This window comes from Sphingorhabdus profundilacus, from assembly GCF_009769755.1.
Classification (GTDB): domain Bacteria; phylum Pseudomonadota; class Alphaproteobacteria; order Sphingomonadales; family Sphingomonadaceae; genus Sphingorhabdus_B; species Sphingorhabdus_B profundilacus.
The window spans coordinates 1,632,803-1,651,815 of record NZ_SDWJ01000001.1 but is presented as its reverse complement, the minus strand read 5'-3'; the positions used below and the strand labels follow the sequence as shown (position 1 = coordinate 1,651,815).

The following is a 19,013-nucleotide window of genomic DNA, read 5'->3' as shown; positions in this document are numbered from 1 at the left end:
CAAGACCAGCGTTACCGTATGTCTGGAGTTGATCAGAAGCGGAAGGTTACAGTTCCACGATAGGATTGGTTGGTTACGTCACTGCGGCAATAGTATTGCCAGCCACCTTCGGCGAATGAAGCGTGGTCGCATGCGCGGCATTCCGCTTAGCTGGCAAGACCAGCGCAAATTCCTCGGATTTGCGTCGGCGTAACCGACCATTCGAGTCTTCCCCAAAGTGGTGGCAAAAAATTGGCCCTTGAGAAAATCGACCAGATCTCTTGATATGTCGTGACTACAAATGGTCTCTGGCCGAGCACCAGCCCTAATCGTCCTCGTAAGCGACGGAAAATGCGTAACAATAAGCCGGTATTTTAAGCGGATCGGGATTTATAATGATTCTGGAAGGAAAATGGTGGGCGTAGCAAGGATTGAACTTGCGACCCCTGCGATGTCAACACAGTGCTCTACCACTGAGCTATACGCCCACGCTGCGGCAGCCTCTAGCTGGGGTTGCCCTATCATTCAAGTCTATTTCAGCTCGCTGAAACTTTCCTTTGCAAACAGGCGCTCTACCTCAAGCACCAGGTCTTTCAAATGGAACGGCTTGGACAAGATTTTGGCATTTGGCATCGATTCGCCTGCACGCAAGGCGACGCCGGAAAATCCGGTGATGAACATAACCTCGGTCTGGGGGGACACTTTGCTGCAATGCCGCGCCAGTTCGATGCCATCCATTTCGGGCATCACGATGTCGGTCAAAAGCAGGTCGAAATGTTCGCTTTCCAAAAGCGGCACTGCTTCGGTTCCGCGGTCGACAGAGACGACTTCATAACCCGACCGTTCCAACGCACGTGCCAGATATTCGCGCATTGCCTGTTCATCTTCTGCAAGCAAGATACGGGTCATCGAACGTCCTTTTCTTTCACTCAAAATGTAATTCACTATATTTCAGCCTGTCATAAGGGCAGAGTTTTAATTTTTTGCACCAAATACGGTAAAATGTGCCAAGGTTTCGATCAGGCAAGAGGATGAAAGCGTATGGAGCTTATCGAAAACAGCGGATTTGCGGTCTATGGAGGCCAATCGCTGTCGATCCCGTTGCTCGTATCGGTGCCCCATGCAGGGCGCGATTATCCTGAGATCGTTTTTCGTTCACTGCGTCTGCCAAAGGAATCTTTGGTGCGTTTGGAAGATCGCTATGCTGATCTGTTGCTTCGTAAAGTCATCGGTTCGGGCTTCCCGGCCATTGTCGCGCATCGCGCCCGGGCGTGGATTGATCTTAATCGGGATGAAAATGATCTGGATGCAGAAATGGTCCGTGATGCCAACCCGGCAGATTATCCCACACCGGGGCCAAAACAGCGCGGCGGTTTGGGTTTGATTCCAAGACGATTGGCCAGTGCCGGCGATATTTGGAAAGGCCAATATGAACTGGACGAAATCCAGGGACGGATAACGGGATTTCACCGGCCTTATCATGAAGCAATCGCGGATATCTTAACTCAGATGCGCCGAAAATTCGGTGTGGCGGTCCTCCTTGACCTGCATAGCATGCCACCCATTGGCAATGTGCCCAAAGGCGACCCACCGCATTTTGTGATCGGCGATCGTTTTGGGCATAGTGCAGCCTCCCCATTTTCAGAGATGCTGATTCACCAAATCCAATTGGCCGGGTTTCGCACCGCGTTGAACCACCCTTATTCCGGCGAACATATTTTGCGACGGCACGGTCGGCCTAAGGCGAACATACATGCCCTGCAGTTGGAGGTTGATCGCTCGCTCTATCTCGATTCGACCTTGCGGGAGCCCAGCATTTCGCTGGCCTCCATTTCGGATCTGATTGGGAACCTTGTACGGATATTGTCTGATCAGGCGCTGGGTTCGGCAACTTTAGTCGCGGCCGAATGACACAGTTTTACGGGCTTGGTCCCCATCCTAGTCCAAGAAAAAACCACCCCGAATAAATTCGGGGTGGCCAAGGTTCAGGGAGGTGGTGCCGCCTAACGGCACCGGTAGGACGAAAATGGGAGGGGATATCTCCGTCCTCTTGAAAGAATGGGGGCGATGCGGTCCAAAATCAACCCCACCTTAAGAATAATTTACGACTTTCGCCATGATTTCACGGGTCACTGAAAAATGACTTGCTATTGAGAATGATTATCAATAACTCCCAAGAGAGTAGGAGATAGTCATGCTTATCAATCTATTTTTGTCCCGACAGCCACGATTGCTGGATATGCGGTCGGCCGACGCGCGATACATTCTGGCTGCGCGTAGCTGGTGTATTTCAAGAAATGCGGCGCTCGATCCGTACGCAAGAATATTGGGGTATTTGCACTGTCCACATGCAACATTGCAATTCAACTTGCTGATGGAGGTTGTGACGCAAATTTGGCCCGAGCCTTTTTCGATTTTCCGGCCCTGTTGCGGCGGCGCGAGTGTGGATGAAATCCTGCTTGTGCAGGCCATTGGTCTCGCCAATGCCGAGAAACGTCCGCAATTTCAGACGTTGCTGAGAGAAATGCTGCCCGATGAGGCGCTGGATTTGTTTTTTACGCGGGCGAAAGCGCTAAACGCCGTTGGTTATATCCAACGCTGAGAGTCAAAGCCCCGCCAGTTGATCCGAGGATGATCTGGCGGGGCTGAAACGGATTTCGGATTAGTTGGCCGGCAATTCTGAAATCTGTGGAACTTTGCCTTGAGCGACTTGAACCGCAAAAATTTCGCGCATCAATTGAAGCGAAAACAGATGTGCATGGATTAAGGCAAGTATGCCGTTCTGGTTCAATTTGCGGACCGCATCGCCACGCAATTCACGCAACTTATTCTCGTCCACCATCTTGAAGCCACGATACACATAAGGCTTTTCCTGACCTTCTTGCTGAATCGAAACTTCACCATCCATCAACAGGTCAAGTTTTTTGAGCTCTTCGACAAAGGCATGGGTTTGCGCGCCGGCATTTTCAAAATCTTCACAGAATTTGAGGATTGCTTTCGTGTTGTCGCTAGGGTCGGTGCCATTAAACAGGTCGTTTCCTTCCTTAAATTCACCAACAGCCCCCGATGTCGGGTCGAAGCAAAGCGACAATTCGTCGGTATCCGGACGCAGTTTTGCGAGCATGAAGGGATAGCGGCGGATATAGGCAGGAACATATACCGGGCGATCAAACTGGCCCTCTTCGTTCATGAAGGTATTCACGCCTTCATTCATTCCCATCAACACCAGCGGAACGGGTGTTTCGGATGCCGAAAAAATGATTGGATAGTTGCGCGAAGCAGGAACAAATTCCTCAATCGTCAACGGGATAGCATGTTGGCCATCCATGAATTTAGCATTTTCGAGCATGCGCGATTTCCACTTTGCATGTTCGTTGCTGTTGAGCGGAACCAGATCCTGGTAAAGAAGCGGCAGGTTGGTAGCTTGGGGCGCGGTGGCCATGGGAGACTCCATATGTTGTTATTGCGACAAAAAATTCTTGGGGGTCTTAGTCGGACATCGTCACTTTCGCAAGTGGAACAAGCTTTCCCGGATTCATTATACCCAAAGGGTCCAGGGCGTTTTTAATTGCGCGCAACGATGCGATGCGGACCGGGTTTGACAGGCGTTCAAACTCGGCAATCTTTGCCTGACCAATGCCATGTTCGGCAGAAAGCGAGCCATGATAGGCAGCGACGCGATCATAGACATGTGCCGTTATCGCCTTTGCATCACTTGCATGCCATTGGGACACATCAACACCGGGTGGTGCTTTGACATGGAAATGAATGTTTCCGTCGCCCATATGACCAAAGGCAACTGTTAGGCTTCCGGGCCATTGCCGCTCGATAACCGGCGATTCCAATTCGATGAATTTTGCCATCGCATCGACAGGTACGCTGATATCATGCTGTAACGCAGGACCGGCGGCGCGTTCCGCTTCTGCAATCGAATCGCGAATTTTCCAGAAAGCGTCGGCCTGCGCCTCGCTGCTGGCCAATGTTGCATTTTCCATCAGACCGGATTGGATGGCTTCTTCGAGAAGATCTGACGCGCGTTCGGCTGGTGCCGATTGGGCCGGGTCATCCTGCACCAGCTCCATCAGGACATGCCATTTGTGCGCTGTGTCCAACGGAGCGCGCGTTCCCGGGATATGCTGCGTGACGGCATCAAGCGCACGGTTGGGCAAAATTTCGAATCCTTCGAGCCGGTCGCGCGCGCGCGCCTGCATAAAAAGCAGCAAGTGATAGGCTTGAACGGGGCTATCAACGCCGACCCACATGACGCAGCGATCCAGCAATGCGGGAACGGTTTGAACGACCGCAGCGGTTACAATTCCGATCGTTCCTTCCCCGCCTATCAAAAGATGCTTCAGTTCGTACCCGCGATTGTCTTTTTTAAGCGGGATCATCGCGTCATAAAGTGACCCATCCGGTAATATGGCTTCGATCCCTGCAATCAGGTTTCGCATGGTGCCATGGCGTAACACCTGTGTACCGCCAGCATTGGTTGATACCAGTCCGCCTATTGTCGCTGACCCTTTTCCGCCCAACGTCAAAGGGAAACGACGGCCCTGCCTTGCCACTGCTTCATGCAAGTTTTGAAGAATGACACCCGCTTCGCAGCGCAAAAGGCCCGTTTCAGAATCTATCGGGTCAATCCTGTTCATCCGGCGCAAGGACACAATGATTTGTTCGCCGCTGTCATCCGGGGTCGCTCCGGCAACCATGCCGCTATTGCCGCCCTGCGGGACAATAGCGATCCGGTGCCGCGCACAAATGCCAACCACATGGGCAACCTGTGCGCTATTTTCAGGAGAGACGAGCGCCGCAGCGCGACCAGTGAAACGGCCACGCCAATCGGTCAGCCAGGGCGCCATGACGTCGGGATCATCTGTAAAGCCTTTGGGGCCTAAATATTCCTTCAATTCTGACAAAGCATCTGTATCTTGCACATTGGATTCCAAAAGATTGACAGCGGCGAACCGTTGCCCAATTCATACCCTGTTCAACCCTATCGACTAAAGCCGTTCGAACTTCAACTTGATACCGGATCAACTCTTGCGCGCAGTCTTTGCCATAGTAATTTTAGCGATCGGTTTCATGATAGTGTCCCGCGATGCTTCTGCACAAATCGAGACTGATCGTCCGGGCAATCCGTTCGCTCCGATTATGCGGCTGCAAACTGTGTTTCAACAGGTCCGGGTGGATCAACGTGTTATTGTGCGTTTGCCGAGCCAGACAGTTGCGCCCATGAACACGCCGGGCGGAAAGACAAAACAGGCCGCTAGTTTAAGGTATAAAGAACAAAAAATTGGCAAATGCCTTTGGATTGACAAATTGGCCGGATCACGGCCGGGTCCAAAGGATACGCTGGAGCTGTTGACCCGAGATGGCGTGCTGATCCGCGCCTATCTTGGGGATGGTTGCCTGGCGCGCGAATTTTATGCAGGCGCTTATATGGAAAAGCCTTATGATGGAAAACTGTGCATTGATCGCGACCTGTTGCACGCCCGCACGGGCGCCAAGTGCGAGGTTGACAAGTTCCGGTTGCTCATACCGCGCTGACCTACCGACCTGATACCGCCAAATTCCTTGACATTTGGGTCATAGCAGACCAAAGGCCGCGCAGGCCAAGACGCGCTTCGGTGATGTTGTTTGGCATATATCGCTTTTCCGGAACAATCCTATGCGTTTTGCCGATATCGGCTTGTCTGATGAATTATTAAAGGCTGTTACCGAGGCTGGCTATGATGAGCCAACCCCTATTCAGGCCGCCGCAATCCCGCAAGTGCAGATGATGCGCGATATTATTGCCATCGCACAGACGGGAACGGGCAAGACCGCCAGCTTTGTTCTGCCCATGATCGACGTGCTGGCAAACGGCCGCGCCCGCGCCCGAATGCCACGCAGTCTGATCTTGGAGCCAACCCGCGAACTTGCCGCCCAAGTCGCCGAGAATTTTGAAAAATACGGGAAATATCACAAACTATCGATGGCGTTGCTCATTGGTGGCGTGCAGATGGGCGATCAGGTCAAGGCTCTTGAAAAGGGTGTCGATGTGTTGATTGCAACACCCGGACGCCTGATGGACCTGTTCGAACGCGGCAAGATTTTGCTTACCGGATGCGAGATGCTGGTCATCGATGAAGCTGACAGAATGCTCGATATGGGATTCATTCCCGACATCGAACATATTTGCACCAAATTGCCGACCACGCGCCAGACTTTGCTATTTTCGGCAACAATGCCGCCGCCGATCAAGAAACTGGCGGACAAGTTTCTGACCAACCCCAAATATATCGAAGTGGCACGTCCCGCGACGGCCAATACGAATATCGAACAGTTTCTTGTCAACGTATCTCCGATGAAAAAGCGCGATGTCTTGCGCGATCTTATCCGCAGTGAACAGGTTTCGAACGCGATTATCTTTTGCAATCGCAAGACAACAGTCCGCGAGTTGAACACCAGCCTGCAACGCCATGGCCTGCGGTCAGGCGAAATTCATGGCGATATCGATCAGGCATCGCGTCAAAAGCAGCTCGAAGCATTTAAAAATGGCGATATCGACTTTCTGGTCGCATCAGATGTTGCCGCGCGCGGACTGGATGTGAAAGGCGTAAGCCATGTCTTCAATTTCGACGCGCCTTGGCATCCCGACGATTATGTCCATCGCATCGGCCGCACGGGGCGGGCAGGGGCAAAGGGTAAAGCCTTTACCTTCGTCACCAAGGCGGACGAGGAAGCCATCGAAAACATCGAAAAGCTGATCGGCAACAAGATTGAACGCCTTGGTAAAGTGGACGCACCTGTTGCGGTAAAAGAGGAACGCGCACCTGCAAAGCGTGGGCGTAAAGTGGTGGCCAAGGAGCCCTTGGCAGAACCGGAAAAATCCAGCCCCACACGTACCCCGGCAGACAAAAAGCCAACCCGCGAAAAGCCTGCTGCCCCGCAAAAGGCGGCGGAACCCGCAAGCGACAATGGTTGGAATGGTCCAATGCCCGGGTTTTTAGGGGTTGGCTTCGGAAGCTGAAGGCTTTTGCCTAGTCCGTGACGACGCCGCCGTGAAATTTGCGTCGTCCTCGCTAAACCCGTTTCCAAACCGCCGTCACCCTGAATTTATTTCAGGGTCTTAATCCTTCGACGTTGAAAACTAAGACCCTGAAATAAATTCAGGGTGACGGACGGAGGGGATTTTATGGCAAACGGGTATGATAATTTTTCGTCAAAAGGAAAAAGACAAAAAGCAAAAATGAGGTTGCCCTTTTAGACGGGTACTGCACTTCTTTTATCTTCTTTTCTTTTTCCTTTTGACGAAAAAATGGCGCCGTCACGAAAGTCACACCCCCCGGCTCCGCGCAAAACAAAAGGCCCGCATCGCTGCGGGCCTTTTTTGATTCCCAAAAGGGAGTGTTAGAACTTGCCGCGCAGCGTGATGCCATAGGTCCTTGGTTCAGCGAGGAAGTGCGAGAATATCTGGCGTCCGCCGGGGAATTGGGGGTCAAGAAACGGTGTTGCAGTCGTGCCTGCCTGAAACGGCGTATTGAAGGCGACCTGGGCATAATCCTGATTGAAGATATTCTGGCCCCACAATTCGATACCCCAAGACTCGTCTGGGCCGCGCAGGCCGATACGGGCGTTGAATACGGCAAAGCCATCCTGTTCCTTTTGCGGGAACAGGTCAGAACCGGTGTTGTAATCGCTGGTCATACGCCCATCGATATAGAACAGGCCGGTCAAACCGCTGCTGCCAATTTCGGGTGTCCAGGTAATGCTTGACGTTGCAACAAGTTCTGGTGCGTTGGACAGATTGTCACCGGGCAGTTTGCGAAGGGCGGGGTCCAGTGCTGTGCCCCGTTTTGTTCCCACCAAGTCGTCTTCATATTTGGTGCTGGCATAAGTCAGACCGGCGGCGATACGGAAATTGCGCGCTGGAACCAACGACGCTTCCAATTCGACCCCCTGGGTACGGACACCATAAGTCACGTCGCCCGTGGCACAGGTTCCGGTGGCAGCGCTCAGATCGGTATCCGCAGCGGGACCGCCGACCAGATTGCTACAGCCATTAACAGTTTGAACGAGGAAGACAGTGCCGTTGAACGTGTTCAGCTGGAAGTTCGAGAAATCCGAACGGAACGCAGAAACGCTCAGGCTGAAGGGGCCGGTTGAGTATTTCGCGCCCAATTCATAGCTATCGACCAATTCGGGGTCAAATTGCAGATTGCCGACCAACGCCTGTGCGCCGCCCACTGCCGCGAATGGTAAAATGGGGGATTTGAGGGCCGAACGGTCAAGGTTGAAACCCCCTGCCTTATATCCACGGGCAAAGCTGGTATAAAGCAAAAGGTCATCGATTGGCTTCCATGACAGGATTGCTGTGCCGGTGAATTCGTCTTCACTGCGGCGGTCCTTAATGGAGACACCGTTGAGTTCAGCGGTTGAATTACCTTGGCAGCTAAGGCCGATAAGGGCACCAGCCAATGCACGCGCCGTTCCAATTTGCGATGCAGATCCAGCGGTTGTTGTCGTCAAGTCGTCGAGAACAAGGCCCTGCACCGCAGTACACACATTGTTGTCATTCCCAAAAGTCGCGTTGAACCGCTTCTTATCGCTGGTGTAACGCAGGCCTAATGTGAGATCGAGTGTATCTGTAATATGGACGATATTATGCGTGAACAAGGCCCAGTTGGTACCGTTCTGGAAATAACGGTCATTCGTTGTGCCGCGGTCATTCAGGCTATCAAGCCGGGTAAAGGCTGCAACAATGTCCGCACCTGAAGCGCCGGTTGCACCCGCCAATGTGGCAGGGCCTACGCCGGGCAATACGCAAGACGGATTGGTTGGCGAATACAGGCCCGAAAGGCCACCGCCTGAAATGATGCGGCAAGTTGCAAAGCGGCCATATTGATTGCCAAAGCGAAGATTGTCACGGACCGTCAATTTTTCATTGGCGTAGAACCCGCCAACCAGCCAATCAAGTTTTCCGCCAAAAGCTTCGCCTTGCAAGCGCAATTCCTGTGTGAAGGTATGGAACTGGCGATAGGCATCGTCGCTGGGTGCGCGATATAAAATGTCGACTTCGCTATAATCGGTATCGGATGCCTGACCCGAACGATATTGGCGATATGCCGTAATCGACGTCAGGGTTGCGCCGCCGAAATCATAATCGATCTGGCCTGACAGGCCGTAATCTTTGGTTTCGCCGGTGAACACGCGATTGGCGCTGACCGAAATATTGCGGCCATAGCCTTGGCTGAAGGCAGCAAGTGGCTGGCCAAGATCGCGCAACACGTTGATGATGTTGTTGCCATTGTCGTTGGTCCGCGCTGGTGTCGCGCCCGGTTGGAGGAACGGCGTGGCGGGATTGTTCAAATTGCCGATGAACGGATTGACCGTGCCATCGACATATGTCGCCGCGCAGCATTCTTCTTTACGATAGGTATAGTCTGCAATCACACGGACCGACAGCGCATCAGAGGGTTCAAACAACAACTGTCCACGCAAAAAATACCGGTCGCGGTTGTTGACGTCGCGCCCATTCTGGTCGTCCGTGTAGAAACCGTCACGCTTTACATAAACACCGTCGACCCGAAAGGCGAGTTGTTCAGTGATCGGTCCGGTGAAGCTCGTCGCTGCGCGCATGAAATCGAAATTGCCGTAGGTCAGCTCGCCGCTGCCGCCAAATGTGAAACTTGGTTTTTTCGAATAGATGCTGATCAGACCAGCCGAAGAGTTGCGTCCGCCCAACGTGCCCTGTGGACCACGTTGTACTTCGACCCGGTCAATTTCGCCGAGTTCATTCAGGCCGATACCCGAACGCGACCGGTATACACCGTCGATGAAAACGGGAACCGAACTCTCGAGGCCGGGGTTGTCGCCCACGGTGCCAATGCCGCGAATACGGGCCGAACCGTTCGCTTCTGTCCCCGTCGAGGAAACCAGCAATGACGGCGCAACCTGATTGAGCTGGCGAATGTCATTCGCGCCGCTGTTTTGCAGGGTTTCCGCGTTGACTGCGGATATTGCGACCGGAACGTCCGACAGCAATTGCGTCCGGCCTTGCGCGGTTACGACGATTTCATCTTCGGATGTGTCTGCGGTTTCTGCATCCTGTGCAAACGCAACGGCAGGAATGGCCAATGCGCCCACGGCTGCTGAAATTGCAAGTACAGTTCTGGCTACAGTGAAGGTTTTCGACATCATACTCTCCCGCTTGTTTAGCTTGTTTGCGCTATTGCTAAATCAAATGGGGTAGCAGGTCACCTGATTGCAACCACTGTGTGTGACAATTCGAAGAACTGCGGCATAATTGCCACATAGGGCGGCCTTGGAGCCGCCCGCCCGTATATCGCTCACAGTTTAACCAACATCTTCCCTGTGTTCTCACCGCTGAAAAGGCCGAGGAAAGCTTCGGGCGTTTTTTCAAGGCCTTCCTTCACCGTTTCGCGCCCTTTGACCGCGCCCGATGTAATGAGCGCAGCCATATCTGCGTTGAATTCGGGAACCTGTGCGTAGAAATCCGGATAGAGGAAGCCTTTTATCGTGATACGCTTGCCGATGATCATTGGCAGATATTGCATAGGCTGTGCTTTAAAGTCGTTATAGACGTCAATCATGCCGCAAATGGCAAAACGCGCCCATTCTTTCGAAGTGGCCAGCGCCGCGTCGAAATGTTCGCCGCCCACATTGTCGAAATATACGTCAATGCCGGTTTCACCCATATCCTTCAGCGCAGCCATCAATTGCGGCAATACCTTGCCTGCCTTGTAATCGATAACGGCATCGGCACCGAGTTCCTTCACCCAGGCGCATTTGTCCGCGCCACCTGCTGACCCGATAACTTTCATACCCTTGGCTTTGGCAACTTGCGTTACGGTCGAGCCGACCGCCCCTGCCGCAGCGGATACGAAAATAACTTCGCCGGGCTTGGCTTGGGCAACCTTGAGCAATCCGAACCATGCGGTTCCGCCCGGCATTCCCATGATGCTGAGCCAATGTTGGTCAGGTACGCCCAGATCAGGCAGCTTTACAGGTGGCATTCCAGCAGGCGGTGTAGTGCCGCCGCCCAATATGACGCTGTCGCGCCAGCCGCCCATGTGTAGCACTTTTGCGCCGACCGGAAAATCTGCGTTGTTGCTGGCAGTGACCGTACCGACTGCGCCGCCTGTCATAGGCGCGCCAAGCGCAAAGGGATCGGCATAGCTTTTCGCGTCGTTCATGCGGCCACGCATATAGGGGTCAACCGAAAGCCAGCTATTTTTGACCTGAAATTCACCATCACCCAAGGGGGCGTCTGGTGTTTCGATCATTGCAAAGTTGCTGTCGTTGGGAAGTCCTGCCGGACGGCTAGCCAATGTCCATGCGCGTGCCATTATCGTGTTTCTCCATCTTTTTGGTTGTCAGCGGGGGTGACCGTTGCATTTTGATACGCAGGTCGTCCGCCAACCCATGTTTCCTTGACCACTGCTTTACGCAGTTCAGCCGGGCTTGCAAGTAGCGGGTCGACATCAATCAATATGAAATCGGCATGGTGCCCGGGGGTCAAGGAACCTACTTTCCCCTCGGCAAATGAGGCATAAGCAGCCCCTGTTGTAAAGCCGGCAAGCGCCTGTTCGCGTGTAACGCGTTCTTCGGGCCGCCATCCGCCAAAGGGTTGGCCATTGGCATCTTCGCGCGTGATTGCAGCGGCAAGACCGGCAAATGGATCGGCGGACTCAATCGGAACGTCCGATCCGAATGCGAGTTTGCCGCCGGCCTTGGCGATGGATTGCCATGCGTAAGCGCCAGCCAGTCGCTCCTGTCCGAGCCTTGCCTCTGCCATTGTCCGGTCGGATGTTTGGTGGACAGGCTGCATCGATGAAATAATGCCATGCTTACCGAGCCTTTGCAGGTCGACCGGGTCGACGATCTGCACATGCTCGATGCGCCAGCGTTGGTCGCCCTTATAGGTTTCGGCGAGTTCCTCGATCGCGCCGATGACTTCCCCGTTGGCGGCGTCACCGATGGCGTGCACGGCGGTCTGAAAACCGTCCATCGATGCGCGAACCATCAGGTTTCGGATTTCAGCGGGGGCCAGAATTTGCAGGCCAGTCTGTCCCGGGGCGTCAGTGTATGGCTTTTTGAGCCAGGCGCCCCGGCTGCCCAGCGCGCCATCGAGAAACAGCTTCACCCCGCCGAGACGGAGCTTGTCATCATAGAGCCATGGCGTCGGGCGCGGTCCTGCGATGGCGACCATAGCATCGATGCCGCCTGCATAACCGAAAATCCGTATCGACAACCAGCCGCCGTCGCCCGCGCGGCGATAGCTTTGCCAAGCGTCCATCGTTGTCCCCATGTCGGCAATGGCGGTGATGCCTTGCGAGAGCAGTTTCTTCTGAGCTTCGCCCAATGCAACATCGCGTTCGGCTGGTTTGGGCGCGGGGACAAATTTATCGACGAGTTTGAACGCGGCATCGACAAAGATGCCATTGGGCTTGCCGCCCGAAAGCTCGATACGCCCGCCGGGAGGTGATTTGCTCGCCGCGGTCACACCGGCAATTTCCATTGCGCGGCTGTTTGCCCATCCTGCATGTCCGTCAACGCGCGTGAGCCAGACCGGCCGGTCAGCGACTGCGGTATCGAGGTCTGCGGCAGTCGGGAAACGACCGAGACCCCATTTTTCCTGATTCCATCCGCTCCCGATAATCCACAGTCGTTCCGGATTCTTCGCGGCATAGTCGCGGATCGCGGCTTGCGCCTCGGCCAAACTGTTGGTGGCGGACAGATCGAGCGTGAGTAACTGGAAACCCAGTGGCATGACATGGCCATGCGCGTCGATCAGCCCCGGCAACATCGTGGCGCCTTTGCCGTCATGACGAAAATCCAGTTGCGGCGGCAGCTTGTCTTTTTTGGATAAAAGCTCGGTAACTTTGCCGTCTTTGCCGATAAGGATGGCGTTGAAGCGGATCACTTTGCCATCGGCGTCCAGCGTGATGCCGTTGACATTTTCGACCAGGCCGTCGGCAAAGGCGGGGGTGGCAATGGTGAATAGGGCGAGTGCGAGAATTCCACTAACAGCTCTCCGCCCGTTCGCCTCGAGCGACGACGAGAGGCCCATCAGTGTTGCACGGTGTCTCGTCTTCGCTCGACACGAACGGTTTTTGGAGTTTTCGTTGATCATCCCTTGGGTAACCTTTTGACAATGGCGCTGGTATCTAGACGGCCGCCGCCCATTTGCTGGACATCGGCATAGAATTGATCGATCAGCGCGGTAATCGGCAACGTCGCGCCCAAGGCGCGCGCTTCTTCAAACGCTAACCCCAGGTCTTTACGCATCCAGTCCACGGCAAAGCCGAAGTCGAATTTGTCTTCCGCCATCGTGGCCCACCGATTGTCCATTTGCCAACTTTGCGCCGCGCCGCCCGATATTGCCTCATAGACCTTGTTAACATCAAGTTCCGCCGATTGGGCAAAACGCAATGCTTCGGAAAGCGATTGGATGACCCCTGCAAAGGCGATCTGGTTGCACATTTTTGCCGTCTGCCCGGTTCCCGGTCCACCCACATGAACGATGCGTTTCGAATAGGGTTCCATGATGGAACGGGCGGCGTCCATTGCGGCTTCGCTGCCGCCGCACATGATCGATAATGTCCCGTTTTCAGCGCCGATTTGTCCGCCGGTCAGTGGCGCGTCAACGACCAGAAGCCCGCGCGATTTCGCCTCTACACCCAATTGTCGTGCGATGCGTGCCGACACCGTGGTGTGATCAATATACAAACCACCTTTTGCCATCGCCGAAAAGGCTCCGTCACGGCCCAATGTGACGCCTGCAAGATCATCGTCTGTCCCGACGCAGGAAATAACAACTTCGGATTGGCGCGCGGCTTCGGCCGGAGACGTAGCGATTGTTCCGCCATGGGCCGCAGCCCAAGCCTCGGCCTTAGCCCGTGAACGGTTATAAACCGTCAATTCATGGCCCGCCTGTTTCAGGTGTCGCGCAATAGGGCCGCCCATGACGCCCAAACCGATGAAAGCAATTCTAGTCATGACTGGCTCTTAATGTTTGTTTTCACACAACGCCAGATGCGTTAGGGCCGCACACTATGTCTGAATTACTTACTCTCGATCATATCCGTGCCGCGCATGAACGTATCCGCGATTCTATTGTGGCAACGCCGACCCTGCACAGCCAGACCCTTTCGAAACTAACAGGGGCCAATATTTATCTGAAGTTCGAAAATCTCCAGTTTACCGCCGCCTATAAAGAACGCGGCGCGCTGAACGCATTGCTGCTGTTGACGCACGAGCAACGGTCGAAGGGTGTCATCGCGGCTTCGGCTGGCAACCATGCCCAGGGGTTAAGCTATCATGGCACACGGCTTGGAATACCCGTGACGATTGTCATGCCGGTTCCTACCCCAACGGTGAAGGTCATGCAGACCGAAAGCGTCGGGGGTATAGTCGTGCTGCATGGGGAGACATTCGACGACGCATACAAGCACGCCCGCTTGCTAGAGGCAGAAAGAGGCCTGACGTTCGTGCATCCCTTTGACGACCCCAATGTTGCCGCAGGGCAGGGGACCGTTGCCCTTGAAATGCTCGAAAGCATTCCCTCGCTCGATACGCTGGTGGTGCCGATCGGCGGTGGCGGACTGTTGTCCGGAATGGGTACCGCGGCGCGGGCGTTAAATCCGGATATCGGCTTGATCGGCGTGCAGGCGGAATTGTATCCGTCGATGTATGCCTTGCTGAAAAACCAGCAACTGCCATGCGAAGGCGATACGTTGGCTGAGGGGATTGCGGTTAAAATACCCGGCAGTTTTACGAGCGAAGTCATCCGCGGGCTGGTCGACGACATTGTTCTGGTGAGCGAGGCGGAATTGGAAACCGCCGTCAGCTTGTTGTTACAAATTGAAAAGACAGTGGTCGAAGGGGCGGGTGCGGCTGGCCTTGCTGCTGTCATGGCCAATCCGGAAATTTTCGCGGGCAAGAATGTCGGCGTTGTTCTGTGCGGGGGCAATATTGACACGCGCCTGCTGGCCAACGTCTTGTTGCGCGATCTCGCGCGTTCAGGACGGCTTGCGCGCCTTCGCCTCACTTTGCAGGATCGTCCGGGGGCCCTGTACAAGGTGATGCGTTTGTTCAACGAACATAATGTCAATATCATTGAAATCTACCACCAACGGATTTTTACAACACTTCCCGCCAAGGGCTTGATCACTGACATCGAATGCGAAGCACGCGATGCCGACCAACTGCAAGGTCTAGTGGATGGTTTGAACGCAGCAGGATATTTGGTGGAACGGGTTGAATTGAACAAGTAAACCTGCGTCCACAACTTTCATGGTAAACGCTCTTTTCACATTACTGACAGCCGTGCATATAGGGTGAATAATTCACAAACAATTTAGGTCTTGAGGGCCCTATTCGATGAGCGCACCCGTCAGGTTTCCACGCTTTTTTGTTACGAACCCCGGTCCTTGCCCCTATTTGCCGGGCAAGACCGAGCGTAAAGTTTTTACCGAACTCAATGGCCCGCATGCCGATGAACTGAACGATGCACTTGGCCGCATCGGTTTTCGGCGCAGCCAGAATGTCGCTTATCGACCAAGCTGCATTGACTGCAAGGCTTGTGTTTCGGTGCGTGTGCTGACCAGCGAATTTCAACCCAACGCCACACAACGCCGTATCATCCGTCGCAATTCCGATCTGGTAGTCAGTGCCTGCCGTCCTTGGTCGACATCCGAACAATATGATCTTTTGCGGCGCTATCTTGGTCAGCGCCATCCCGTCGGCGGCATGACCAATATGGACGATATGGACTATGCCGATATGGTCGAACAGTCACCGGTTCGCAGCAATGTCATCGAATATCGCACGCCGGGCCGCTTTGGCCGCTTAGGTGAGTTGGTCGGCGCATGCTTGACCGATCAGCAGGCCGACGGCCTGTCGATGATTTACAGTTTCTACGACTCCGATGCGGATGGACGCCCGGGATTGGGCAATTATATCATCCTCGACCATATCATGCGCGCCAAGGCGGCGGGTCTGCCTTATGTATATCTCGGCTATTGGGTCGAAGGTGCGGCCCGGATGCAATATAAGATCCGCTACACGCCGTTGGAACGTCTGGGGCCAGAGGGTTGGGAACGGTTCGAACCGGCTGCTTTGGAGTCAATAACAGGTTAGGTCCTGACCATAGGCCCATTTCTGCGATTACAAATGGCGACCGCCGCTAAAAAGCAGTGGCCGCCCCTATCTGACTCACCGGCAGATGCAGCGCGGCTTCGGTTTCCATTTGCGTATTATTTTCTTGCGCGGCTGCGTGCGGATTGTCTCATAATAGATTTCTTCAGTGACCGTTGTGGTGGTTATCACGGGTTGGACGGTAACGGTAACAATTGGGGCTTGGGGATAGTAATAATATCCACCTGTCCATCCCTGATAGTGTTGAGGATAATAGAGCGGACCGCGCGGAGGTCTCGGGCGATAGGCCTTGCATCTGTCGCTGGCTTTTTCAGCAGCAACGCCCAAAAGTCCGCCGATGCCCGCCCCTGCCAATGCACCACCGGTGCGATTGCCCCGACCGGCAATGCGATTACCCAAAAAGCCGCCAAGTAGTGCGCCGATTGCAGCCCCTTTTAACCCGTTGCTTTTCAAGCAGTTTTCGTAATTTTCATAGCCGGGAGGAACGTCATAATTGTCGTCATCCATGTCATATTCTGGTTCGTCGTGGGATGGCACCGCATGAACCGGCGGTCTTGGAAACCCGGCGCCGCTCGCGCCATTTTGGCGTGTTACGCGCCCACTCCAGTCACCTTCAAATATGTCGCCCTGCGGGTCGATATACTTACCTTCCCAATTTCCATTATATTTGTAATTTGAACCATCTGGCGCAGCAAAAACGGCTTCATCGTTCCAATTATATATCTGTGCGTTCGGATGTAATTCCGGGCTGAATTCAGGTTCGCGAAAATCGCCGGTACGGTCCCCGTCTGCATGCTGTACGATGACGACTTCTTTTTTCTGTACGGTCGAGGCCGCCGCTGCTTTCGATTCGCCAGCGTAGCTAGGCGTTGCCGTCAGCATGAGCGCGGCCGCCGCAGTCCCTGAAAACAAAAGGCTTCTCATAGTTAACGACTCCCCAATCATCGTCTGCTCCGGAAAAGGCCGGTGCCGATAGTTAAAGGGGGATTAACAGTCTTTGGCGGTCTTGGCGATTCAACCGGATGTAAATTGCATGGTCGTCCACGCCATTGTTCCAAAATGAGGCAATCAGAACCGGAAAATTCTCCGGTTTCAAACCCTCGAACTATATCCTGTCCGCCAGCAAACCGGCGAGTGCCTCGATCCCGCTGACGTCGTCGGCATCAAATCGCGCCAATATCGGACTATCGAGGTCAATAACGGCAACTACCTGACCTGCACGTGTAACCGGCACAACCAATTCGGATAGGCTATTTGCGTCACAGGCAATGTGACCGGGAAACGCATGAACATCTTCGACCAGCTGTGTTTGGCCGCTCGCCGCCGCTGCGCCGCATACCCCGTCACCCAGTGCGATGCGAATGCAGGCTGCTTTGCCCTGAAACGGGCCGAGTACTAATTCACCGTCAATTACACGGTAGAAACCCGTCCAATTGACGTCGGGAAGATATTCCCACAACAAAGCTGCGATATTCGCCATATTCGCTATTCCATCGGGTTCTCCCTTTGTAAGCGCATCTGCCGAGCGCACCAATTCGCGATAGAGTTCGGATTTTGGCGCGCTGTTATTGATGGAAAATTCAAACATACCGCTGCTCCTATCAGTCGAGGCTAACCTTGCCACGGTTTTTCTTTAGGGTGGATCGGCCTTTTTTGGTGTCGACGCGGCGGGCTTTGGCGGCTTTGCTTGGCTTGGTCGCAACACGGCGCGCTTTGCGGATATGTGCACGGTCGATCAGTTCAACAACGCGTGCCCGTGCCTCGGCACGGTTCGCTTCACGGGTGCGGTGGTTGCGGGCGGTCACGATGAGTTCGCCCGCAACCGTCATCTTGGACCCCGCCAATATCTTTAACTGTCGAAACGCATAGGGTTGTAACCCCAACCCATATACATCCACCCGCAACTGGCAGGCGGTGGCAACCTTGTTCACATTCTGCCCACCCGGCCCGGTGGACGCGAGGAATGTTTCTTCGAGCAGATCTTCAGGAAGGTCGTAAGCCATATCACGCACATCCTTAGCCGTTCGTGACGAGCGAAGTCGAGACACCTTTCGGTCACGCGTGCTTTATGGTTGTCTCTGCTTCGTTCGGCACGTGCGGGCTTGGGTGTTTACACGCTGTCGACCATTACCAATTCGGACTCTTCAACAGCTTCAACAGTCATGATCCCGCTCCCACGCATTGCCACACCATCGCGTGCGCCATATTCGGTGCCGTCTATCCTTACACGGCCGCCTGCAATGACAAGATAGGCGTAGTGCCCGTCTGTCAGTTCATAATGCGCTGTCGCACCCGCCGCGACCGTCGCGCCAAGCACGCGGGCGTTGGCGTTGATTGAAAGCGCGCCATCATCGCCATAGCCGCTGGCCAGCACGTTGAAGGCTCCCGACCGGTCGCCTTTGGGAAACTGGCGCTGGTCCCAGGCAGGCGGGTCATTGCGTTCGCGCGGCAGCACCCATATCTGGAACAGGCGGCATGGCCCGTCTTCCAGATTATATTCGCTGTGCGTCACGCCAGTGCCTGCGCTCATCACCTGCACATCGCCAGCAGCCGTGCGTCCGACATTGCCCATGCTGTCCTTGTGCGTAATCGCGCCTTCGCGGACATAGGTGATGATTTCCATATTGTCGTGCGAATGGGGCGCAAAGCCCGTCTGCGCGGCGATTTCATCGTCATTCCAGACGCGAATATTGCCCCACCCCATCCGGTCCGGGTCGTAATAGTCCGAAAAACTGAAATGGAAATTGGGCTTCAACCAGCCATGATCGCGCTTGCCAATCGAAGCAAATGGCCGTGGTTCGATGGATAGGGGAGAGGATGTCGTGATACCGGTCATGAATATGTCCGCATCGGCGGGGAAGTTAACCGCC

At 54.4% G+C, this 19,013-nt stretch carries 18 protein-coding genes and 1 tRNA gene; 7 read left to right on the top strand and 12 right to left on the bottom strand.

From position 1 onward, the window contains the following. A partial coding sequence (locus tag EUU23_RS14035) for a hypothetical protein (RefSeq protein WP_218939525.1) occupies positions 1-193 on the top strand: 193 nt, incomplete at its 5' end. 199 nt (positions 194-392) lie between these two features. On the opposite strand, the gene EUU23_RS07745 is transcribed toward EUU23_RS14035, so the two are convergent. Together EUU23_RS07745 and cpdR are read right to left on the bottom strand one after the other, a co-directional pair. Further along, positions 393-467: transfer RNA gene (locus tag EUU23_RS07745), tRNA-Val, on the bottom strand. Between the two features lie 43 nt (positions 468-510). Then, positions 511-888, bottom strand: a complete 378-nt coding sequence (cpdR, locus tag EUU23_RS07740; RefSeq protein ID WP_160353447.1) for a cell cycle two-component system response regulator CpdR — start codon at positions 886-888, stop codon at positions 511-513. Between the two features lie 132 nt (positions 889-1,020). On the opposite strand from cpdR, the gene EUU23_RS07735 reads away from it, so the two are divergent. Together EUU23_RS07735 and EUU23_RS07730 are read left to right on the top strand one after the other, a co-directional pair. Beyond that, positions 1,021-1,890 carry an N-formylglutamate amidohydrolase gene (locus EUU23_RS07735; protein WP_160353446.1) on the top strand — a complete coding sequence of 290 codons (870 nt, stop codon included), beginning with the start codon at positions 1,021-1,023 and terminating at the stop codon, positions 1,888-1,890. 283 nt (positions 1,891-2,173) lie between these two features. Next, positions 2,174-2,581, top strand: coding sequence for a hypothetical protein (locus EUU23_RS07730; RefSeq protein ID WP_160353445.1), 408 nt, complete (start codon positions 2,174-2,176; stop codon positions 2,579-2,581). A gap of 60 nt (positions 2,582-2,641) precedes the next feature. On the opposite strand, the gene EUU23_RS07725 is transcribed toward EUU23_RS07730, so the two are convergent. Further along, the gene (locus EUU23_RS07725) at positions 2,642-3,421 is read right to left on the bottom strand and encodes a SapC family protein (RefSeq protein WP_160353444.1); all 780 of its coding nucleotides are present in this window, start codon (positions 3,419-3,421) and stop codon (positions 2,642-2,644) included. Between the two features lie 46 nt (positions 3,422-3,467). Further along, complete coding sequence (locus tag EUU23_RS07720) at positions 3,468-4,913, bottom strand: FAD-binding oxidoreductase (RefSeq protein ID WP_343032688.1); 1,446 nt, start codon at positions 4,911-4,913, stop codon at positions 3,468-3,470. Positions 4,914-5,067: 154 nt separating this feature from the next. On the opposite strand from EUU23_RS07720, the gene EUU23_RS07715 reads away from it, so the two are divergent. After that, the gene (locus EUU23_RS07715) at positions 5,068-5,526 is read left to right on the top strand and encodes a hypothetical protein (RefSeq protein WP_160353443.1); all 459 of its coding nucleotides are present in this window, start codon (positions 5,068-5,070) and stop codon (positions 5,524-5,526) included. A 121-nt stretch (positions 5,527-5,647) separates the two neighbouring features. Next, the gene (locus EUU23_RS07710; RefSeq protein ID WP_160353442.1) at positions 5,648-6,991 is read left to right on the top strand and encodes a DEAD/DEAH box helicase; all 1,344 of its coding nucleotides are present in this window, start codon (positions 5,648-5,650) and stop codon (positions 6,989-6,991) included. A 380-nt stretch (positions 6,992-7,371) separates the two neighbouring features. Here EUU23_RS07710 and EUU23_RS07705 read toward each other — a convergent pair whose 3' ends face one another. The 4 genes from EUU23_RS07705 to EUU23_RS07690 form a co-directional block, all read right to left on the bottom strand. Continuing rightward, complete coding sequence (locus tag EUU23_RS07705) at positions 7,372-10,161, bottom strand: TonB-dependent receptor (protein ID WP_160353441.1); 2,790 nt, start codon at positions 10,159-10,161, stop codon at positions 7,372-7,374. A 149-nt stretch (positions 10,162-10,310) separates the two neighbouring features. Next, the gene (locus EUU23_RS07700) at positions 10,311-11,330 is read right to left on the bottom strand and encodes an NADP-dependent oxidoreductase (RefSeq protein WP_160353440.1); all 1,020 of its coding nucleotides are present in this window, start codon (positions 11,328-11,330) and stop codon (positions 10,311-10,313) included. Then, a complete protein-coding gene (locus tag EUU23_RS07695) occupies positions 11,330-13,054 on the bottom strand; it encodes an amidohydrolase (RefSeq protein WP_160353439.1) in 1,725 nt (574 codons plus the stop codon). The genes EUU23_RS07700 and EUU23_RS07695 overlap by 1 nt, the downstream gene beginning before the upstream one ends. A gap of 59 nt (positions 13,055-13,113) precedes the next feature. Beyond that, positions 13,114-13,983, bottom strand: a complete 870-nt coding sequence (locus tag EUU23_RS07690; protein WP_160353438.1) for an NAD(P)-dependent oxidoreductase — start codon at positions 13,981-13,983, stop codon at positions 13,114-13,116. 56 nt (positions 13,984-14,039) lie between these two features. Between EUU23_RS07690 and EUU23_RS07685 the strand changes: the two genes are divergently transcribed. Next, positions 14,040-15,260: a threonine ammonia-lyase gene (locus EUU23_RS07685; protein WP_160353437.1), complete on the top strand. Its 1,221-nt coding sequence runs from the start codon at positions 14,040-14,042 to the stop codon at positions 15,258-15,260. Between the two features lie 106 nt (positions 15,261-15,366). Further along, on the top strand, positions 15,367-16,125 hold the full coding sequence (locus tag EUU23_RS07680) for an arginyltransferase (RefSeq protein WP_160353436.1): 759 nt from the start codon (positions 15,367-15,369) through the stop codon (positions 16,123-16,125). Positions 16,126-16,200: 75 nt separating this feature from the next. On the opposite strand, the gene EUU23_RS07675 is transcribed toward EUU23_RS07680, so the two are convergent. The 4 genes from EUU23_RS07675 to EUU23_RS07660 all read right to left on the bottom strand — a co-directional run bounded on the left by EUU23_RS07675 (position 16,201) and on the right by EUU23_RS07660 (position 18,979). Continuing rightward, the gene (locus tag EUU23_RS07675) at positions 16,201-17,067 is read right to left on the bottom strand and encodes a glycine zipper 2TM domain-containing protein (protein ID WP_160353435.1); all 867 of its coding nucleotides are present in this window, start codon (positions 17,065-17,067) and stop codon (positions 16,201-16,203) included. Between the two features lie 181 nt (positions 17,068-17,248). Then, entirely contained in the window at positions 17,249-17,731 is a 483-nt protein-coding gene (locus EUU23_RS07670) for a GAF domain-containing protein (protein ID WP_160353434.1), read from the bottom strand. Positions 17,732-17,744: 13 nt separating this feature from the next. Further along, positions 17,745-18,146 carry an alternative ribosome rescue aminoacyl-tRNA hydrolase ArfB gene (gene arfB, locus EUU23_RS07665; protein ID WP_160353433.1) on the bottom strand — a complete coding sequence of 134 codons (402 nt, stop codon included), beginning with the start codon at positions 18,144-18,146 and terminating at the stop codon, positions 17,745-17,747. 107 nt (positions 18,147-18,253) lie between these two features. Next, positions 18,254-18,979, bottom strand: a complete 726-nt coding sequence (locus EUU23_RS07660; protein ID WP_160353599.1) for a pirin family protein — start codon at positions 18,977-18,979, stop codon at positions 18,254-18,256. Positions 18,980-19,013: the final 34 nt, after the last annotated feature.

Bases quoted from the DNA above. Each gene is read 5' to 3' on its own strand.
- EUU23_RS07690 (WP_160353438.1), bottom strand. From the start codon at position 13,983: ATGACTAGAATTGCTTTCATCGGTTTGGGCGTCATGGGCGGCCCTATT.
- EUU23_RS07730 (WP_160353445.1), top strand. From the start codon at position 2,174: ATGCTTATCAATCTATTTTTGTCCCGACAGCCACGATTGCTGGATATG.
- EUU23_RS07710 (WP_160353442.1), top strand. From the start codon at position 5,648: ATGCGTTTTGCCGATATCGGCTTGTCTGATGAATTATTAAAGGCTGTT.
- EUU23_RS07725 (WP_160353444.1), bottom strand. From the start codon at position 3,421: ATGGCCACCGCGCCCCAAGCTACCAACCTGCCGCTTCTTTACCAGGAT.
- EUU23_RS07685 (WP_160353437.1), top strand. From the start codon at position 14,040: ATGTCTGAATTACTTACTCTCGATCATATCCGTGCCGCGCATGAACGT.
- EUU23_RS07705 (WP_160353441.1), bottom strand. From the start codon at position 10,161: ATGATGTCGAAAACCTTCACTGTAGCCAGAACTGTACTTGCAATTTCA.
- EUU23_RS07675 (WP_160353435.1), bottom strand. From the start codon at position 17,067: ATGAGAAGCCTTTTGTTTTCAGGGACTGCGGCGGCCGCGCTCATGCTG.
- EUU23_RS07735 (WP_160353446.1), top strand. From the start codon at position 1,021: ATGGAGCTTATCGAAAACAGCGGATTTGCGGTCTATGGAGGCCAATCG.
- EUU23_RS07700 (WP_160353440.1), bottom strand. From the start codon at position 11,330: ATGGCACGCGCATGGACATTGGCTAGCCGTCCGGCAGGACTTCCCAAC.
- EUU23_RS07695 (WP_160353439.1), bottom strand. From the start codon at position 13,054: ATGGGCCTCTCGTCGTCGCTCGAGGCGAACGGGCGGAGAGCTGTTAGT.
- arfB (WP_160353433.1), bottom strand. From the start codon at position 18,146: ATGGCTTACGACCTTCCTGAAGATCTGCTCGAAGAAACATTCCTCGCG.
- EUU23_RS07660 (WP_160353599.1), bottom strand. From the start codon at position 18,979: ATGACCGGTATCACGACATCCTCTCCCCTATCCATCGAACCACGGCCA.
- EUU23_RS07680 (WP_160353436.1), top strand. From the start codon at position 15,367: ATGAGCGCACCCGTCAGGTTTCCACGCTTTTTTGTTACGAACCCCGGT.
- EUU23_RS07670 (WP_160353434.1), bottom strand. From the start codon at position 17,731: ATGTTTGAATTTTCCATCAATAACAGCGCGCCAAAATCCGAACTCTAT.
- cpdR (WP_160353447.1), bottom strand. From the start codon at position 888: ATGACCCGTATCTTGCTTGCAGAAGATGAACAGGCAATGCGCGAATAT.